This window comes from Enterobacter sp. JBIWA003 (assembly GCF_019968825.1).
Lineage (GTDB): Bacteria > Pseudomonadota > Gammaproteobacteria > Enterobacterales > Enterobacteriaceae > Enterobacter > Enterobacter quasiroggenkampii.
This window is the reverse complement of sequence record NZ_CP074170.1, coordinates 541,859-561,150: the sequence shown is the minus strand read 5'-3', so window position 1 is coordinate 561,150 and position 19,292 is coordinate 541,859. Positions and strand designations below refer to the sequence as shown.

The window sequence follows — 19,292 nt, the reverse complement described above, 5'->3', positions numbered from 1 at the left end:
AAAACTGGTAGCCGATTATTGCTAAAAAATGACGCACCACTAATTTCTATAAAATTCAGCTTTACATATAACTTCAAAATACGAGACAATTATAAAAAGTAACGATTTTGAGAGGGATTATGAATAGTTATGATTTTTCCAGACTTAATGATAAAGACTTTGAAGACCTGGTAATTGATCTAATTAAAATTGAAATGCCTGGTACTAATATAGAAAGATTTATGCCTGGACGAGATAGCGGTATGGATGGTAGATTTTATATAGGTGGGAATAAGGTCATTATCCAAAGCAAACATTATGTTAACTCAAGCTACTCTGCTTTAATTAATAATTTGAAAAAAGAAGCAGCAAAGGTTGCAAGAATCAATCCTTCACGTTATATATTGGCTATCGGACAAGGATTAACAGATGTTAGAAAGAATGAGATAATCAGTATATTTGGAAGTAGATATCTCCGGAGTGATGATATATTTTCAATTGAAGATATAACACATAAATTATCTCAATATAAAAATATCGAACGTAAGTACTATAAGCTCTGGCTTAACAGCACTTCTGTTTTAACATCAATATTGCATAATGACATTATTGGAAAAAGTAGTCATATTCTTGAGCAAATAAAAATAAATTCAGAAAAATACGTAGAAACACGAGATTTCGCCACAGCTAAGAATAAAATTGAACATTTCAACACCCTTATAATTACCGGCGAGCCAGGTGTTGGAAAAACAACTCTTGCGGAACAATTATGTCTTAATTATATATTAGAAGGATATCAGTTAGTTTATATAGAAAGCGACATAGAGGAAGGTGACAAAATCATTGAGCCAGATACAAAACAACTTTTCCTTTATGATGATTTTCTTGGAAGAAACTATTTAGAAGCATTAAGAAACAAAGAGGATTCAAAGATAGTTAGATTTATAAATAGAATCCGTTTCAAACCCGAAAAAAAATTAATTCTTACCTCCAGAACGACTATACTAAATCAAGGAAAAGCATCAAGTGAATTATTTTTTATTAATAACACTGAAAAGCATGAATATGAGGTTGAGGTAAAAAACCTTGATATAATAGATAAAGCTAAAGTTCTTTATAATCACTTGTGGTTTAGCGAACTGCCAGAGGAATTCAAAGAATGCATTTGGAAAGAAAAAAGATATAGAAAAATAATTTCGCATAAAAATTATAACCCCCGGTTAATTTCATTTATTACAGATTATGATAAAGTTTCGCATCTTGAGCCAGAACATTACTGGGAATATATAGTTGAGAGTTTAGACAATCCCACAGCTATTTGGGATTATATGCTTACGAAACAAGTACCTAAATGTGTATTTTATTTAACTTATCTCGTATCGCTAAATAACGGAAAAATATCTGAAAAGGAGCTAAGTGAGAATTATGATAATTTGTTAGAAATAATAAATTTCGATCGCTCACGAAATGATTATCTTGATTTTAAATCCTGCATATTACATGCAGTTAAATCAACATTACAACGCAAATTGGAGGAAGGCAAAGACGCGATATACGATGTGCTAAACCCATCAATTTCTGATTATTTAATTGCTAAAATAAATGATAACCTATCGCTTATACCATCATTTTTCTTAGCACTCTCATCTATACAATCACTTAACAATTTAAACACATTACTAAATAAAAAAATTGCACCAAATGATGCGAACAAAATCGCAGATACCTTATTAAGTAACATTCATAGCAACAAAACTGAAGACTATATCATTGAACTTATTGAATTAATGATATCTAATAATAATTTATCACATAGTGTTAAATTAAAAGCAGCAAGGATTTTAAATACAGATACCCTCCCCTTAAGCAAATATTTTACAAAATATAATTATAGGATTGCAAAAATAATTCATTGGTTATCTTTAAATGATATAGATTGGATAGGTTATAAAAAAACACAAGAATACACAAAGTTAACGTTACTAACCAGTGGCGACGATCTTGATTATGAAGATTTAAATATTTTAAGCCATATTTCCAATGTTATCAGTGACGATGAATTACTGGGTGATATCCGTACCTCTTTATTAGAGTATTGGTATGATTTTGTGCATGAATTTATTTCAGAAAGTAATGAATTTAGCGAGTATTATGATGAGCAGGAGAGTTATTTAATTAAATCGAAAGCAAAGGATATGGTTAAGGATATGTTATCCGAAAGCTCGATAGTTTTTAACGAAAGTGAAATTGATGACATTATTGATAATATTGATGTACAATCAATAATAGAGAGCAATATCGAAAATTATTCTGATTGGGATGGACAAGAATATACTCAACATGGTGGATATCAGGATAACGGGTTTGATGGTGTTGATGACATATTTTCAAGGGAGTAATTGTTAGCCAGAGATTATGCCACTCACCTCACTTTTATCCGCATACTGATATGCTACTAAAATATAGTGTAGCGATTAAGCATCCTTAATCGCTACACATCAAATATCCCTTTAAGCCTGATTAGATGTAGCGATCTGCCTTGATTTTTCATCGCTACACTCTATAATAAATCGCAACATATAAATCGATACACCAAGAGATTTTGACATGGCACACGTCGCTTATATTCGCGTATCCAGCTTGCAACAAAACAGTGATCGACAATTAGCAGATACTGGGATCACCTTTGACAAAACATTCACTGAGAAAGTAAGTGCGAAAGATACCAATCGTGAAGCATTCTTAGCGATGATGGAGTACTTACGCGAGGGGGATACTTTACATGTGCATGACATCAGCCGCCTTGCCCGTAATACAGCAGATCTTCTATCAACCGTAGATGCATTGACTAAACGAGGTGTCGCGATCCAGTTTCATAAAGAAGGAATTAAAACAGGGGACAACTCCCCAACAGGTAATCTTGTTTTAACGTTACTTGGGGGAATCGCTCAAATGGAACGTGAGCAAATGCTACTTCGTCAGCGTGAAGGGTATGAAGCGGCTAAAGCTGCTGGGCGTATTTCCGGGCGGGGAAATGGCAGAAGCATCCCGCGTACTGAAATCATTGCGGCATTGACATCTGGCGGAAGTGTTCGCTCTGTAGCTGCTGAATTCTGTGTAAGTACCAATACCATCAGCCGAATAAAGAAAGAAATGAACAGTGTAGTGGCATGAATGAGAAATGAAAAAATGAATGCCTTCACAAAAACAGAACGTACTTTGCATGACTTAATGCATAAGTATTTTAATACTGGAACAGAAGATTACTTTATGTTCGGCATTTTGCTGTGTGAATGGAGTGATGAAAGTACTTCAAGAATTATTAATAGCGGTTTTCCACCAGCCCTGACTCATCGATGGCAATAAAAAAGGTAGCCTACGCTACCTTTTAACATCAGCCACCAAGATTTGTACTATTCCTGAGTCGATAAAGATCTAATGTTTTATCGCGGATGATATTCATTTTGCTTTCAGCCGCAATCAAACTCCAGATAGTACCCTCTTCTTTTTGATAAAAGGCCTCAATTCCTTTATTATACGAATCTCTGTATTTTATCCATTGCCTTTGTGAATCTCTTAGGGCAGCACGCACATTTTCAGGCTGATCTTTCATTAGCAGTTTATATTGATTCCCAAGCTCAGTATCCCACGCTGTAGTAGCTTTAATATAGCAATTCTGTGAGTCAATAGTACTAACAGCATCCATCTTGCATTTTTGTAATGTGCTATCAATATTTTGCTTAAGTTCATCAGCAGAGGCCGATAAACACAATAGCAAACTTAAACTTATAACAACCGCTTTGAAATACATAATCCTGAATCCATTTCAATTATCAGTTTGTACTGTAACACGATGTTCTATCTCGTTAAGATGAGCTATACCACAATTTTCTAATTGAGAACGGGCAAATCTAATATCATTGCTGGTTCTCTGGATGTCAGGATCGGTTGTAGGACTCCTCCCCCCTGCAAATGGCGAAACACCCGACCGTGTTAAAGAATCAGAGGTTTCATTGCAGTACTCAATGGCTTGCTCAGACGCTGCATTAGCAGCCAACAGTCGATTGAATTCACGTGAGCATGCCTTCTTTTGAACAGCAATGTAATCATCGACCCAAACACCATGTTGCTTGTAGATATTTTCAGCTACTAAGTACTTACCACTACTCTTGTCGAGACTATTAATCTTACTTTCGATGTAGTCTTTGTTATTTTTTTCTAATGTTGCAGCGGTGGCTTCTTTATCGGCTAATTTTATTAACTCATCTTGCTTAGCTTTAACCTCAATCCACTTTTCTCTGTTAAAGATCCCGGCACTCTTCGCTTCAGAGAATTGATCTTCGATCATAAAACCAAGATTCTTTCCTTGTAGGTTCATCATATATACATTAGCTTGCCCAGCTATCAATAATAAAATGACAATGATGATAGGTAGAAGAAAGTTATTAAAAAACTTTGGAAATTTTTGCGTTAATGCGGGGTGGTTTTCTTGTATAGATGGAATGGCTATAATTGACCACCAAAATGAGATGATCATAACCATACTCCAAAATGCTAAAGTAACTAATGCAAGTAATACTGTAGCAAATGACATCCCTGGTTCATTGAATGTACTAAAATAACTATAAACCATGGACGCCATGATTAAACCGAATCCCATATAAACAAAAAACTGTATTTTCTTCATTTTTATTTTCCCTTGTTATTTTAATACTCGTTTTATATTACCGAGAGAGTCAACTTCTACTCTGATAAGTTTTCTACATGCTCCGCACGAACCTACACCTGTACCACTGCTTTTTATTCCCGTGTTAACTGTCGTAGTACTTCCACAATGCGGACAAACCACTGTATATGTTGCGTATGCCACAATTTATTCCTCACTATTGCTGTAACGTTCGGGCCAGATTTCTTCTCGGGTGACCCCAATATAATCGGCAATGATCTGCTCACCTTTTGGCCAATGCCTCTCAAGGGCGTTGTATAGCGTTCGTTCATGTAAGCCGTTGTCTCGGGACAACTTAGCCAACGAACTACCTTTCTTGCGTATAGCTGCAAGTACATCGGCCCGATGCCAGTTTCGAGTACTGGCATTTGATTCCTTTTTTTGAGATCCTTCTTGTTTATGATTCTTCATTATGATCACTCATTACTTAATCATGAACATGATTGATCAATAAAATGAACAAGTCAAATCGAATCAGGAATACAATTCCTTAAGTTGAATGGCGATAGAATGAACAATAAAAAGCAGAGTACTAAAGAGTTCAGTGAACGCTTAAAGCACGTCATAGCAGAACTTGGAACAACGGGTAGAGAGTTCTCAAAACGTGCGGGTATTGGCTATAGTACTGTTCACAACTACATGCACGGTTCATCAAGCCCTACACTGGATAACTTGGTACTCTTGGCAAAAGCAGGCAATGTCTCTATTGAGTGGCTGGCTACAGGCCAACAATCGAGCATGGGCGTCACTGATTCAGATGTCATATGTGTACCTTTTATTGATCATGCCGATGAAATGTTGAAACTTGATGCTCAACTGGTTGAGGTGAAGGGTTTACACTCTCTGCGTGCCATCAGGGTCAATACCGATGTAATGACTCCTACTTTTCTTACGGGTGCAGTGCTACTCATTGATACTAACGATACAGATTTAACCGATAACAAACTTGTTGTATTAAAACAGAGCGGGAATTATTTGTTTAAGAGAGTACAGGTGCTCATGGAGGGAGTACGCTTACTGAGTGATAATGACAATTATCCGTCAATCGCAGTCGCTTTTGAAGATATGAAAAGTATCAATGTCATTGGTGCTGTAGTGATGATTATTAACAAAGTTAATTAGCACAATTAGTACTTCCACCAATCACCGTTAACAAACCTACCCAAGGTAGGGAAAGGTGGAAGTTCTCGCTATAGTACATAACCCAATTAATCAGGAGAACATAGCAAGAAGTCGCTATAAGCAGAGATCATCCGCTTCAATCCTAACGATATCTAACTGAATTAATACTTCCATTTAATGCATTTTTTGACTGTCCCGCTTTACAAGCGAGCCAGGAATTTCATTCGATTGAATCTCACGGCGTTCGCTTCAACTCGAATATCAATTCATTGGATATTATTTTTTTGATAGGACATTTATTGATGTACTGATTAGCTTTAACAGCATTACTCCTTGACGGGATTTCTTTGATACATTTCGATCCCCCACTGAGGGAGGAAGAAATTCAAGATATACAATTAGTTTGTATTTCTTGACGCTGATACTTATCAACATTTCATACAGCGAATTTTGAATACAACTATATTGTACTCAAGCGGAAGCGGGTTGCCCTGTTTCTTCCTATCGCCATTCTCTGCAACGGTCGTAGTTCATCACTACTCTTCTTATAAAAGCTGTATGAATAACTCCTATAAGCGTCTAAGTACTTCTCAAATTCTGGACGGATCTATATTGTATAAATTCGCCACAGAATCTATTAGAAGTAATAGACTCCCTTATACCATTTGGTAAGGATTGGCCTTATATGTCTATCAAGGGAATCTACGGGGTATTATCCGATTCCTTTATAGTGCCACATTGCCGTGACTCCTGCGTTTTCGTCTTTTTTGTCTGGAATTTACGCTCGGGAAATTTGCACGGGTTTCATTTGCACTGCGTTCTGTTGAACAACTCATCTGCCATCTACTTGTCGATAGGATCAGGTTTTAATTTATTATACCAAGGATAATGACGCTCTTATCATTAACCCACGACTAACGGGTACACCAACAGGATTTTTAACTATACATATAGTATAGGACATTATTTAAATTCATTTCATTTTTTTCTTCTCTCCCTATAAATATCTACCGATATTTATAGGGAAAGAAATATGTGTTTTTTAGTACATTTATATTTAATGGGTTGTATTACTAAGTGTTGCTAAGTAACCCGCCTTTAGATTATGGAATAATAGCAACGCACCTGTTTCTATTGTAAAAGATAAAAACTAAGGAATCGGTTACCCATTGAAAATATGATGTAAATTTCAACATTATAACCAAAGAATAAAAATAAACAGTGACAAAAATATTCAGCACATATAAAAACTCATAAAATAAAAATGAATGTGGATTATTTTTTAGCATTGCTTATATTTGATTTTATTAACAACTTCTTATTGCTGTCTTTAGAAAAGACTCTTTCCTCATTCTTTATAATACATTCATACTCTTCTTCTAATAACTTATAATAAGATAGTGCCTTATCATAATAATATTCTTTCATTCTCATAATTTAAACCTCACATTTTTATAAATTCATTACCCCTTTTAGTATAGGATATAAAGGGAAAGAATTTCACGAATGATTTAAAGTAATGTACCTCCCGATAACACATCCATGTGCTTGCTTTTAATTCAGATACGATCAATCACTTGTTTCATTTGCAGAAGTGGTTGTTTACTCCTGTATGTTCTATCCGTCATTGTTCGATGAGCATGTCCAAGTATCGAGAATCTTATATGGTCTGGTACTTCTTGAAGATCTCTCAATCGGTCTGACAAACCATATCTATAGTCATGTGCTGTATGTTTCATGCCTGCTTTTTTGAAAGCCTTGCTTACGGCATTACTTGCAGATGAATTATTAACCCAATGATATATTGGTTTCTCTTCCCATATACCAGCCTTTAGAAGACTATCACTTAAAGGTATATCGCGAATTGACTCGTTATTCTTAACGGTTTTAGTACCCGCATCATTAATGCTGATACATTTGATGAGTATTCCTTGGTCTTCTTTCTCAATATAATCATTTGAAGAGATTTGGATCGCCTCACCGATACGTACTCCTGTGTAAAAAAGTAGGTTTAGTAACCACCATAAGGATCTGGTATTGCCAACATGCTCAGAAGAAATTATTTTTTGATGCTCCCTTAATGAAACACCCGTTTTAATACTCACATTTTCAACATTCTTATAGTTCATCCCCAAAAAAGGATTCTTCACGATGTAATCACGTTGCTTCATAGCAAAATTGAACATCGCAGAAACCTTAATAATGGCATCTTGTCTGGATCGAGGTGACTTACCCGACTTATCAAGAAACTTTTTATAAGTACTCACCGTCTTTTTCGTAACTGAAGCAACTGGGATATCCCCACACCATTCCAGGAAACCATTCACCGTTCTCTCATTAAGCACTTTGGTACTTTTCGCCCAATCAGAACTCATCTCCTCAAGCCACTCATTAAGTACTGATGACAATAAAGGGGAAATGCTCTTTTCTTGTATTACTGGATGCGGCGAGACATGACATGCAGATACAGCGGATAAAAATTCATCCTCTATTTGCTTATCTCTGGCCTTTAGAAGCGTTTCACGAATCAATAGTGGATTTGTATTTCCCATTAGCTGAGAGAGCCTTATAAAGGCTTCAGTGAGCTTTACGGCACGATACTGAGCCACATTTCTGTCCTGAGTGCGTAGGCTAACTCGAAGAAGTTTCCCAGCTAATCGACGCTGCCACATAAAAGAGCGTTCAGAGGAAGCTGTCCTGTCTAAAAAACGCACATTTTGCTGTATAAAGATTGGATAAAGATCTGGTAAAGATTGCATGAAAACCCTCTTTAAATGAGAATGGTTCCCATCAATTCCTAAGCACAACACTTCTCGGTACTTAAGCGTCAAAATGTGACCTCTGGCAGATTTACATCTCTTTACGCTATACTACCCGCTGAAATAATCGGCTCAACGCTACGAGCGGATGTTCAATGTGTTTCCACACAAATGGTATCAACTCCCCTTCTGAGGATCTGGCGAGAAGCCGGATAAACTATGTTAAACAGTATTTTAGTAATACTTTGTCTGATTGCCGTCAGTGCATTTTTCTCGATATCCGAGATCTCGCTGGCCGCGTCCCGTAAAATCAAACTGAAGCTGCTTGCCGACGAAGGCAACATCAACGCCTCACGCATTCTCAAAATGCAGGAAAACCCCGGTACGTTCTTTACCGTGGTGCAAATTGGTCTGAACGCGGTGGCCATCCTGGGTGGTATCGTGGGCGATGCGGCGTTTTCCCCGGCGTTTTATAGCCTCTTTGCGCAGTACATGTCCGCCGAACTGGCCGAACAGCTGAGCTTTATCCTCTCCTTCTCGCTGGTGACCGGGCTGTTCATCCTCTTCGCCGACCTGACCCCGAAACGCATCGGTATGATTGCGCCAGAAGCTGTGGCTTTGCGTATCATCAACCCGATGCGCTTCTGCCTGTTCGTGTTCCGCCCGCTGGTGTGGTTCTTCAACGGCCTGGCAAACGTCATTTTCCGCATCTTTAAGCTACCGATGGTGCGTAAAGACGACATCACCTCTGACGATATTTATGCGGTCGTGGAAGCCGGCGCGCTGGCCGGGGTGCTGCGCAAGCAGGAACATGAGCTGATTGAGAACGTATTCGAACTGGAATCCCGTACCGTGCCCTCTTCCATGACGGGCCGTGAAAGCATTATCTGGTTCGATTTACATGAAGATGAGCAGAGCCTGAAGAACAAAGTGGCGCAGCATCCACACTCTAAGTTCCTGGTCTGTAATGAAGATATCGACCACATCATCGGTTACGTCGACTCCAAAGACCTGCTGAACCGCGTGCTGGCGAACCAGAGCCTGGCGCTGAACAGCGGCGTGCAGATCCGCAATACCCTGATTGTGCCGGACACCCTGACGCTCTCAGAAGCGCTGGAAAGTTTCAAAACCGCCGGGGAAGACTTCGCGGTGATCATGAACGAATACGCGCTGGTGGTGGGTATTATTACCCTCAACGACGTCATGACCACGCTGATGGGCGACCTGGTAGGCCAGGGGCTGGAAGAGCAGATTGTTCAGCGTGACGATAATTCATGGCTGATTGATGGCGGCACGCCGATTGAAGACGTGATGCGCGTGCTGGATATCGACGAGTTCCCGCAGTCCGGAAACTACGAGACCATCGGCGGCTTTATGATGTTTATGCTGCGTAAAATCCCGAAACGCACCGACTCGGTGAAGTTCTCCGGCTACAAGTTTGAGGTGGTGGATATTGATAACTACCGCATCGACCAGCTGCTGGTGACGCGTATCGACAACAAACCGACCGTACTGGTGCCGAAGCTGCCGGATGCGGAAGAGAAGGTGTCGGCGTAACGTTCCTGCCCCCACAAACATCAACGGCTCCCATCGGGAGCCGTCTTTTTATCTACTACTACTGCATAGCACGTTGGTTAAGCCATCTCAGTTTGCAGACGCATAACCTGACGGTTGACTTCGGACATCACAGACAGGTGCTGTTTGTCCTTCACTTTTGGGACAAGGATTTTGCCCTTATCAAACTCAAAAGCGCCAACATCCTTGATGTACAACCGTCCACGGAACAGGATCTTCACGTACTTCGCCACCTGAAGCGGGTTGTAGCGTTGGAAAATTTTCATTCTTGTATCTCCTGCGAATCATACGCTCTTGCGGTGCCACAATCGGCCCGACTGTCCTGAGCGCAAATTTTAATGCCCAATGACTATAGACCAGAACTACGGTGTTACCCAGTGTGCATAAGTTTATTTACCGTTTGATTACAATTATTCAGAATAATCTTTGCAAAGCGTGACTGAGCGCAGTATAAGCCGTCGTTTTTTCATGGATATGTGCGTTCACCCGCAAACTGGCATCGGGATTGCGGGAAAACCACATTGATCGCACTTATCATTAAAAGCGTATGACCAAGTGGTCGGATCACCTGCAAACAATAAGGAAACGCCATGACCCTACGTAATATCCTTGCAGCAGCCTGCCTGCTGCTGCCCCTGTGGGCGAGTGCTCACAACATTGAAAAAGGACAACGTGTACCGCCAGTCGGCATTGCTGACCGGGGAGAATTGATTCTCGACAATGATAAGTTTAGCTACAAAGCCTGGAATAGCGCGCAGCTCGCGGGCAAAGTGAGAGTTGTACAACATATTGCCGGTCGTACATCTGCAAAAGAGAAAAATGCCAGCCTGGTGGAAGCGATCAAGGCCGCAAAATTCCCTCACGACCGCTACCAGACCACCACGATCGTGAATACCGATGACGCCATTCCGGGTTCCGGGATGTTTGTGCGCTCAAGCCTTGAGAGCAATAAAAAGCTCTACCCGTGGTCGCAGTTTATCGTCGACAGCAACGGCGTCACCCGTAAGGCCTGGCAGCTGGAGGAAGAGAGCTCCGCGATTATCGTGCTGGATAAAGAAGGTCGCGTACAGTGGGTAAAAGACGGGGCGCTGACCCAGGAAGAGGTGCAGCAGGTGGTCGACCTGCTGCATAAGCTGCTGGCTCAATAAATAGAGACGCGGAAGCCGGGGTTGAGGAAGGATTCGCGCGGGGTGTAGTCCAGCGGCTTGCCCTGCCAGTCATGAACATGCGCCCCGGCGGCCGCAGCAACCGCATGCCCCGCGGCGGTATCCCAGACGTTCGTCGGTCCAAAGCGGGGATAGAGCTGAGCCTGTCCTTCCGCCACCAGGCAGAATTTCAGCGATGAGCCAATCGAGGTGGTCTGGTGTTCACCCAGCTGCTGCAGGTACTCCTGCAGCTCGCTGTCGCTGTGCGAGCGGCTAATCACCACCAGCGGCGGACGCGCATCGCGCACCTGGATCTGCTTGCGCACGCCGCACTCTTCTTTCCACGCCTTCCCTTCTGCAGCACTGTACATCACCTTCATGACCGGCGCGTAGACCACACCCAGCACCGCTTTACCCTTCTCAATCAGGGCGATATTGACGGTGAATTCACCGTTGCGCTTGATGAACTCTTTTGTCCCGTCCAGGGGGTCCACCAGCCAGTATCGCTGCCAGTGCTGGCGTTCGTCCCAGCTTTGCGGCGCTTCTTCTGACAGGACGGGGATGTCCGGCGTTAAGGCCTGTAACCCTTTCAGGATCACCTTATGCGCCGCGATATCTGCCGCCGTGACCGGAGAGTCGTCCGCTTTGCTGACGACCTCCATAGGTTTAATACCGTCATACACCTGCATGATGGCATCTCCCGCATCCCGTGCGAGCTGACAAATTTTATCTAGCATTTTCCACCTCTTTGTTAACGCAGTGAGGTTAACTCTTTGTTTTAGTTATATCGTAATGTGAACAATTCCGCTATCTGTGAAGCAATTCCGGTTTCAGGTTACATTTTTCTGTCAGGATTCACATTTCTGTAAGCAACAAGCTATAGATACATACTCTTTTGTGGTCTGCATCGAAAAAAGGACTCCTCTGATGATTAAGTTTAGTGCAACGCTTCTGGCGACGCTGATTGCAGCGAGCGTTCAGGCGGCGACGGTAGATCTGCGTATTCTGGAAACGACCGATCTGCACAGCAACATGATGGACTTCGATTACTACAAAGATACCCCGACGGAAAAATTCGGACTGGTACGCACGGCAAGTTTGATCAATGCCGCACGTGGCGAAGTGAAAAATAGCGTGCTGGTCGATAACGGCGATCTCATTCAGGGCAGTCCGCTCGGGGATTACATGGCGACTAAGGGGCTGAAAAAAGGCGAGGTCCATCCTGTTTATAAAGCGATGAACACCCTGGACTATACCGTGGGTAACCTTGGCAACCATGAATTCAACTACGGTCTGACATACCTGCACGATGCCCTGGCAGGTGCAAAATTCCCGTACGTTAACGCCAATATCATCGACGTTAAGACCCAAAAACCGCTCTTTACCCCTTACCTGATTAAAGAGACCGAGGTTGTCGATCGGGACGGGAAAAAGCAGACGCTGAACATCGGCTATATTGGTTTTGTCCCGCCGCAGATCATGACGTGGGATAAGGCCAACCTCGACGGTAAGGTGACCGTTAACGACATCACCGAAACCGCGCGCAAATACGTGCCGGAAATGCGTGAGAAAGGCGCCGATCTGGTGGTCGTTGTCGCCCACTCGGGTCTCTCCGCCGACCCGTACCAGGCCATGGCAGAAAACTCCGTTTACTACCTGAGTGAGGTTCCGGGCGTCGATGCGATCCTGTTCGGCCACGCCCACGCGGTCTTCCCGGGCAAAGACTTCGCCAGCATCAAAGGGGCGGATATCGGGAAAGGCACGCTCAACGGCGTGCCGTCGGTGATGCCGGGCATGTGGGGTGACCATCTTGGCTTGGTGGATCTGGTGCTGAATAACGACGGCGACCGCTGGAAGGTGACGCAGTCAAAAGCCGAAGCGCGTCCGATCTACGACGCGGCAGCAAAAAAATCACTGGCGGCGGAAGATAAAAAACTGGTCGACGTGCTGAAGCACGATCACGACGCCACGCGCGAATTCGTCAGCAAGCCGATCGGTAAATCCGCCGACAACATGTACAGCTTCCTGGCGCTGGTGCAGGACGATCCGACCGTCCAGGTCGTCAACATGGCGCAGAAAGCCTATGCCGAACACTTTGTGCAGGGCGATCCGGATCTGGCGAAGCTGCCGGTCCTGTCCGCCGCTGCGCCATTCAAAGTGGGCGGACGTAAGAATGACCCGGCAAGCTATGTTGAGGTCGAAAAGGGCCAGCTCACCTTCCGTAATGCCGCCGATCTCTATCTCTATCCGAATACGCTGGTAGTGGTTAAAGCCACAGGGAAAGAGGTAAAGGAGTGGCTGGAGTGTTCTGCCGGACAGTTTAACCAGATTGACCCGCGCAGCAGCAAGCCGCAGTCGCTGATTAACTGGGACGGCTTCCGCACCTACAACTTCGACGTGATCGACGGCGTGAACTACCAGATTGACGTCACCCAGCCGGCGAAATATGACGGTGAATGTCAGGCGATCAACCCGCAGGCGGAGCGCATTAAAAACCTGACCTTCAACGGCAAGGCGATCGACCCGAATGCCACCTTCCTGGTGGTGACCAATAACTACCGCGCCTACGGCGGCAAGTTTGCCGGTACGGGAGATAGCCACATCGCCTTTGCCTCGCCGGACGAGAACCGCTCGGTGCTGGCGGCGTGGATCAGCGCGGAGTCGAAAAAGGCCGGCGAAATTCATCCGGCAGTGGATAACAACTGGCGTCTGGCGCCGATCCACAGCGATACGCCGCTGGATATCCGTTTTGAAACGTCACCGTCCGACAAGGCAGCCGCGTTTATCAAGGAGAAGGCGCAGTATCCGATGAAACAGGTCGCGACGGATGATATTGGGTTCGCGATTTATCAGGTAGATTTGAGCAAGTAAAAGCAAAACGGCAACGCACGTTGCCGTTTTTGGTGTTTGTTCCCTCTCCCTGTGGGAGAGGGCCAGGGTGAGGGCATCAGGCCGCACATACCCGGCTTTTACGCCGCGCGATCGTCCCTGTTCGCCATCACCTTCGGCGTATTTACCTCAATCCAGTCCGCCAGCGCGGCGACTTTTTCGCTGACCTCGATACCCATCGGCGTCAGGCTATACTCTACGTGCGGCGGCACGACCGGATACGATACGCGATCGACAAACCCGTCCTGTTCCAGCGCCTGAAGCGACTGGGACAGCATCTTTTCGCTCACCCCGCCCATTTTACGGCGCAGATCGCTAAAGCGATGCGTCCCCTGGCGCAACGCCAGCAGAATCAGTACCCCCCAGCGGCTGGTCACGTGTTTGAGCACCTCTCGTGAAGGGCACTGTTCCGCGAAAAGATTGCCATCGCGCATTTGTTCGCTGAGCGTCGGTATCGTTGTTTTCATACTTACCTTTTTGTACGTACTTACTAAAAGTTAGCTATGGTGCTAGTGTGCCACAACACCAGACAAACACGAAGGAGATTCATCATGATCGCGATTACCGGCGCCACCGGCCAGCTTGGCCATCTCGTTATCGAACAGCTGTTGAAAACCGTACCGGCTAACCAGATTGTAGCTATCGTACGTAACCCGGCGAAAGCGCAAGCCTTAAGCCAGCAGGGAATTGTGGTTCGTCAGGCGGACTACACGGATGAAGCCGCCTTCGCCGCCGCGCTGAGCGGCGTGGATAAGCTGCTGCTGATCTCGTCCAGCGAAGTCGGCCAGCGCGCGACCCAGCACCAGAACGTCATTAACGCCGCCAAAACGGCTGGTGTGAAATTTATCGCCTACACCAGCCTGCTGCACGCGGACAAATCACCGCTCGGTCTTCACGTGGAACACGTTGCCACTGAAAAAGCGCTGGCGGCGTCCGGCATTCCTTATGCCCTGCTGCGCAACGGCTGGTATACCGAAAACTATCTGGCGAGCGCGCCACCTGCGCTGGAACACGGCGTGTTTATTGGTGCGGCAGGCGAAGGCAAAATTGCCTCAGCCACCCGCGCAGACTATGCCGCGGCGGCAGCCAAAGTGATCGCTGAAGAGGGCCACGCGGGCAAGGTGTATGAACTGGCGGGCGACCACGGCTGGACGCTGAGCGAACTGGCGGCTGAACTCAGCAAACAGAGCGGGAAGCCGGTCACCTACCAGAATCTCAGTGAAGCGGATTTTGCCGCCGCGCTGAAGAGCGTCGGCTTGCCTGCCGGTCTGGCCGATATGCTGGCGGACTCCGATGTCGGGGCCTCCAAAGGCGGGCTCTTTGACGACAGCCATACGCTGAGCAAACTGATCGGACGCGCCACCACGCCGCTGGCGCAGAGCATTAAAGACATCCTGTAATTGTTACGGGATGGTTATTTTTTGTGGCATCCCCTCTGGTCATCTTTGATAATGAAAAGATGACCCACGAGGAGGCTTACCGTGCAAGGCGTACCGGAACAGTTTAATGATGAAAGAGACAGCGCGCGCTTTCGCCATCTGGCGCAACTGCCGGGCCTGGAGCTTTATCATGCCCATATTTCTGACTACGCCTTTGAGCCTCACACCCATGAAGCCTTCGGGATCGGCACGATTGAAACCGGTGCCGAACGCTTTCGCTATCGCGGTAGCCAGCATCTCGCGGCGGAAAAATCCGTCGTTACCATGAACCCGGACGAGATCCATACCGGCGAATCCGCCACCGAGGGCGGCTGGCGCTACCGGATGGTCTATATCGAACCCGATCTGCTGGAAGAGGTGACCGGTCTGCGGCACTGGTGGTTCAGCGACGTGACCCGTCATGACCCGTTGCGCTCACAGCAAATCGGCAGGCTTATTTACGGCTTGTGGCACACGGACGATCCGCTTGCGCAAAAAGGATTACTGCTGGATCTGATTGAGACCTTCCAGCCGCTTGCCCACCACGCGCCACGGGTTCAGGAAGGCGCGCACCGCTTCGAACGGGTACGCGAGTACCTGCACGACAACTATATGCGCGCTCTGACGCTGGACGAGCTGGCTGGCGTCGTTTCACTTAGCCCGTATCATTTCCAGCGCCAGTTCAAAGCCCATTTTCACGTGACGCCGCATCAGATGCTGATGGCGATTCGTCTCTGGCGCGCCAAAGCGTTCCTCACCCACGGCATGCCCGCCGCAGAGGTCGCCGCCGCAACCGGACTGACCGATCAGTCGCATCTGACCCGCGCGTTTACCCACCGCTATGGCATTACCCCCGTGCGCTACCAGAAGCAGGTCACCCGGCGCTAATGCGCAACCTCATACAATACGCGCGCATTTGCCCCTCCTACACTGAGAACAAAGTAAATACCTGTGGATGGAAAAATGATTAGTGGAGTGTTGTATGCCCTGCTGGCCGGGATGATGTGGGGGCTGATTTTTGTCGGCCCGCTGATCGTGCCGGAGTACCCGGCGATATTGCAGTCGACCGGACGTTATCTGGCGCTGGGGCTGATTGCCCTGCCCCTGGCGTGGCTGGGGCGCGCGCGCTTGCGTCAACTCAGCCGTCAGGACTGGGGCACCGCGCTGGCGCTGACCATGATGGGCAATCTTATCTATTACGTTTGCCTCGCGAGCGCCATTCAGCGTACCGGTGCGCCGGTATCGACCATGATTATCGGCACGCTGCCGGTCGTCATCCCCGTCTTTGCTAACCTGCTTTACAGCCACCGCGATGGCAAACTGGCGTGGTCAAAAATGGCCCCGGCGCTGGTCTGCACTGCTCTGGGGCTGATATGCGTCAATATTGCCGAGCTGCGTCATGGGCAGGGGGATGTTGACCTGTGGCGATACGGCTCTGGCATTCTGCTGGCGTTCATTTCCGTGGCGTGCTGGGCCTGGTATGCCCTGCGCAACGCGCGCTGGCTGCGAGAGAATCCGGACAAGCACCCAATGATGTGGGCGACGGCGCAGGCGCTGGTCACGTTGCCCGTATCCGTCGTGGGGTATCTCGGCGCATGCCTCTGGCTGGGCCATCAGCAGCCGGACTTCGCCCAGCCCTTCGGGCCAAGACCGTGGGTGTTTATCGGCCTGATGGTGGCGATTGCGGTGCTGTGTTCATGGGTGGGCGCGCTGTGCTGGAATATTGCCAGCCAGAAGCTGCCGACGGTGATCTTAGGGCCGCTGATTGTCTTCGAAACCCTGGCCGGACTGCTGTATACCTTCCTGATGCGCCAGAGCGTGCCGCCGTTGTTCACGGCCTGCGGGATCGTGCTGTTGGTCGTGGGCGTGGTGATGGCGGTGAGAGCGAAGCCGGAAAAACCGAGGGTTGTTCCGGCGTCGGAGATGTGATTTTTGCCGGGTGACGTCAGCGCCACCCGGCGTGATATTAAAACGTTTCCCAGTTCGCTTCAGGTGCCGTCGCTACGGGCTGCGCTTTTGGCACATAGGTTTTCACCGGCGCCGCTTTAACCGCCTGGTTGCGGGTGATTTTGAACACCGCCACCGCTTCGTTCAGACGTGCAGCCTGATCTTCCAGCGCTGCCGCTGCGGCCGCAGACTCCTCCACCAGCGAGGCGTTCTGCTGGGTCACGCGGTCCATCTCGGCTACCGCCTGGCCCACCTGGTCGATACCACGGCTCTGCTCGTCAGAGGCCGAGGCTATTTCGCCCATGATGTCGGTGACGCGGGTAACCGCATTGACGATCTCGGCCATCGTGGCCCCGGCTTCGTTAACCAGCTGCGAACCCGCATTCACGCGTTCGCCGGAGTCGTCGATCAGCGCTTTGATCTCTTTCGCCGCCTGAGCACTGCGCTGGGCAAGGGTACGCACTTCCCCTGCCACCACCGCAAAACCACGGCCCTGCTCGCCTGCACGGGCCGCTTCCACCGCCGCGTTGAGCGCCAGAATATTCGTCTGGAAAGCAATGCCGTCGATCACGTTAGTAATTTGCGCGATCTTGCTGGAACTGGTGGCGATCTCATCCATCGTACGTACGACGCCTTCCACCACGTTACCGCCCTTCTTCGCCGTTGAGGAGGCATCCAGCGCCAGACGGGACGCCTGACGCGCGTTATCGGCGTTCTGCTTCACGGTTGCCGTCAGCTGCTCCATGCTGGCTGCCGTCTCTTCCAGAGACGCGGCCTGCTGCTCGGTGCGGGAAGAGAGATCGTTACTGCCTGCAGATATTTCGCCTGCACCGGTGTAAATGGTATCTGCGCCTTCACGCACTACGCCCACGGTGTTCGCCAGCGAAGTTTGCATCTCCTGCACGTTGCGCGCCAGGATAGCCATTTCATTTTTACCGTCGGCCTGAATCGGCTGGGTGAGATCGCCTGCCGCAATGGCGCGAATATGGTTAATCACCTCTTCCAGCGGCAGCAGCAGCACGCGGCGCATCGCAATCCAGCTGGAGATAATCACCACAATCACCAGCAACATGACCGCAGAGAGGATCCACAGGATGCGCTTGTAATCACTTTCGTTATCCTGAATGCCTTTATCCGTGAGCGCAGCCTGCGCTTCACGCCATTCACGATACACCGTCTGCATCGCGTTCTGTTTTTGTTCGGCATTCTGCTTGAACATATCTTCCAGATTGCCCTGGCTCAGCAGAACGTTCATTTGCGTTAGCGTTGCAGAGTAAATGCGGTACTGCTCTTCGAGTTGGTTAGTCAGGCTCTCATCCAGGCCTGGCGTATTCGGCAAGGCATAGTATTTATCGTAATGAACCTGCGCTTCAGTCAGCAGATTTTTCGCCGTGGTCACCAGCTCATTCAACTGACCGCCGTTAATTTGCGAGGCCATGCTGCTTTGCAGGCGCAGCATCCCGCGGTTCAGGGTGACGCGCGCCTGGTTCAGACTGATCCACGCATCGGTAAACTCCGCCACGTTCTTGCTGGAGAGCTGCGCCACGGTGAAGTTGTCTTTATCGTTGTTCAGGGCGTTGATAAAGATACCGGCGGAAATCACTTGCATGATGCCGAGCACAAGCAGCACCGAAATCAGAAGGGTAATGACTTTTATACGTTTAAACATGCGTTGCCTTTGTTATATGCAGGTTTGTCTGACGTGGATATATCGGCAGGCACAGCGGGTTGT

Annotated in this window: 18 protein-coding genes; 9 read left to right on the top strand and 9 right to left on the bottom strand. The window is 47.1% G+C overall.

Annotated features, from left to right (window positions below; all coding sequences use genetic code 11):
• The first annotated feature begins 119 nt into the window (after positions 1-119).
• Both KGP25_RS02710 and KGP25_RS02705 read left to right on the top strand, forming a co-directional pair.
• Positions 120-2,378, top strand: coding sequence for a hypothetical protein (locus KGP25_RS02710; protein ID WP_223539918.1), 2,259 nt, complete (start codon positions 120-122; stop codon positions 2,376-2,378).
• Between the two features lie 208 nt (positions 2,379-2,586).
• Positions 2,587-3,153 (top strand): recombinase family protein, encoded by a 567-nt coding sequence (locus tag KGP25_RS02705; RefSeq protein WP_130939675.1) that lies wholly within the window; start codon positions 2,587-2,589, stop codon positions 3,151-3,153.
• Between the two features lie 220 nt (positions 3,154-3,373).
• Here the strand turns inward: KGP25_RS02705 and KGP25_RS02700 are convergent, their stop codons facing one another.
• The 3 genes from KGP25_RS02700 to KGP25_RS02690 form a co-directional block, all read right to left on the bottom strand.
• The gene (locus KGP25_RS02700; RefSeq protein ID WP_029882383.1) at positions 3,374-3,790 is read right to left on the bottom strand and encodes a lysozyme inhibitor LprI family protein; all 417 of its coding nucleotides are present in this window, start codon (positions 3,788-3,790) and stop codon (positions 3,374-3,376) included.
• A 15-nt stretch (positions 3,791-3,805) separates the two neighbouring features.
• On the bottom strand, positions 3,806-4,666 hold the full coding sequence (locus KGP25_RS02695; protein ID WP_223539917.1) for a hypothetical protein: 861 nt from the start codon (positions 4,664-4,666) through the stop codon (positions 3,806-3,808).
• Positions 4,667-4,852: 186 nt separating this feature from the next.
• Entirely contained in the window at positions 4,853-5,116 is a 264-nt protein-coding gene (locus KGP25_RS02690; protein WP_084833159.1) for a helix-turn-helix transcriptional regulator, read from the bottom strand.
• A 99-nt stretch (positions 5,117-5,215) separates the two neighbouring features.
• Between KGP25_RS02690 and KGP25_RS02685 the strand changes: the two genes are divergently transcribed.
• Positions 5,216-5,827: a LexA family transcriptional regulator gene (locus KGP25_RS02685; protein WP_223539916.1), complete on the top strand. Its 612-nt coding sequence runs from the start codon at positions 5,216-5,218 to the stop codon at positions 5,825-5,827.
• 1,275 nt (positions 5,828-7,102) lie between these two features.
• Here KGP25_RS02685 and KGP25_RS02680 read toward each other — a convergent pair.
• Positions 7,103-7,261, bottom strand: coding sequence for a hypothetical protein (locus KGP25_RS02680; RefSeq protein WP_223539915.1), 159 nt, complete (start codon positions 7,259-7,261; stop codon positions 7,103-7,105).
• Between the two features lie 125 nt (positions 7,262-7,386).
• Entirely contained in the window at positions 7,387-8,586 is a 1,200-nt protein-coding gene (locus KGP25_RS02675; protein ID WP_130939679.1) for a tyrosine-type recombinase/integrase, read from the bottom strand.
• A gap of 219 nt (positions 8,587-8,805) precedes the next feature.
• Here KGP25_RS02675 and KGP25_RS02670 point away from each other — a divergent pair, with 219 nt between their 5' ends.
• Positions 8,806-10,143: a hemolysin family protein gene (locus KGP25_RS02670; protein WP_008501429.1), complete on the top strand. Its 1,338-nt coding sequence runs from the start codon at positions 8,806-8,808 to the stop codon at positions 10,141-10,143.
• 77 nt (positions 10,144-10,220) lie between these two features.
• Here the strand turns inward: KGP25_RS02670 and KGP25_RS02665 are convergent, their stop codons facing one another.
• A complete protein-coding gene (locus KGP25_RS02665) occupies positions 10,221-10,427 on the bottom strand; it encodes a DUF1107 domain-containing protein (protein ID WP_008501430.1) in 207 nt (68 codons plus the stop codon).
• Between the two features lie 324 nt (positions 10,428-10,751).
• On the opposite strand from KGP25_RS02665, the gene KGP25_RS02660 reads away from it, so the two are divergent.
• Positions 10,752-11,309: a YtfJ family protein gene (locus tag KGP25_RS02660; RefSeq protein WP_023617831.1), complete on the top strand. Its 558-nt coding sequence runs from the start codon at positions 10,752-10,754 to the stop codon at positions 11,307-11,309.
• On the opposite strand, the gene cysQ is transcribed toward KGP25_RS02660, so the two are convergent.
• A complete protein-coding gene (cysQ, locus tag KGP25_RS02655) occupies positions 11,303-12,043 on the bottom strand; it encodes a 3'(2'),5'-bisphosphate nucleotidase CysQ (RefSeq protein WP_023617832.1) in 741 nt (246 codons plus the stop codon). The genes KGP25_RS02660 and cysQ overlap by 7 nt on opposite strands.
• Before the next feature lie 190 nt (positions 12,044-12,233).
• Between cysQ and KGP25_RS02650 the strand changes: the two genes are divergently transcribed.
• Positions 12,234-14,177 carry a bifunctional 2',3'-cyclic-nucleotide 2'-phosphodiesterase/3'-nucleotidase gene (locus KGP25_RS02650; protein WP_223539914.1) on the top strand — a complete coding sequence of 648 codons (1,944 nt, stop codon included), beginning with the start codon at positions 12,234-12,236 and terminating at the stop codon, positions 14,175-14,177.
• 98 nt (positions 14,178-14,275) lie between these two features.
• Here the strand turns inward: KGP25_RS02650 and KGP25_RS02645 are convergent, their stop codons facing one another.
• A complete protein-coding gene (locus KGP25_RS02645; RefSeq protein ID WP_023331869.1) occupies positions 14,276-14,662 on the bottom strand; it encodes a helix-turn-helix domain-containing protein in 387 nt (128 codons plus the stop codon).
• A gap of 84 nt (positions 14,663-14,746) precedes the next feature.
• Between KGP25_RS02645 and KGP25_RS02640 the strand changes: the two genes are divergently transcribed.
• From KGP25_RS02640 to KGP25_RS02630, 3 genes are all read left to right on the top strand, one after another.
• The gene (locus KGP25_RS02640) at positions 14,747-15,595 is read left to right on the top strand and encodes an SDR family oxidoreductase (RefSeq protein ID WP_223539913.1); all 849 of its coding nucleotides are present in this window, start codon (positions 14,747-14,749) and stop codon (positions 15,593-15,595) included.
• A gap of 81 nt (positions 15,596-15,676) precedes the next feature.
• Positions 15,677-16,501, top strand: a complete 825-nt coding sequence (locus KGP25_RS02635) for an AraC family transcriptional regulator (protein WP_223539912.1) — start codon at positions 15,677-15,679, stop codon at positions 16,499-16,501.
• A gap of 75 nt (positions 16,502-16,576) precedes the next feature.
• Positions 16,577-17,542, top strand: coding sequence for a DMT family transporter (locus tag KGP25_RS02630; RefSeq protein WP_048027884.1), 966 nt, complete (start codon positions 16,577-16,579; stop codon positions 17,540-17,542).
• Between the two features lie 37 nt (positions 17,543-17,579).
• On the opposite strand, the gene KGP25_RS02625 is transcribed toward KGP25_RS02630, so the two are convergent.
• Complete coding sequence (locus KGP25_RS02625) at positions 17,580-19,229, bottom strand: methyl-accepting chemotaxis protein (RefSeq protein WP_048027882.1); 1,650 nt, start codon at positions 19,227-19,229, stop codon at positions 17,580-17,582.
• Positions 19,230-19,292 lie beyond the last annotated feature (63 nt).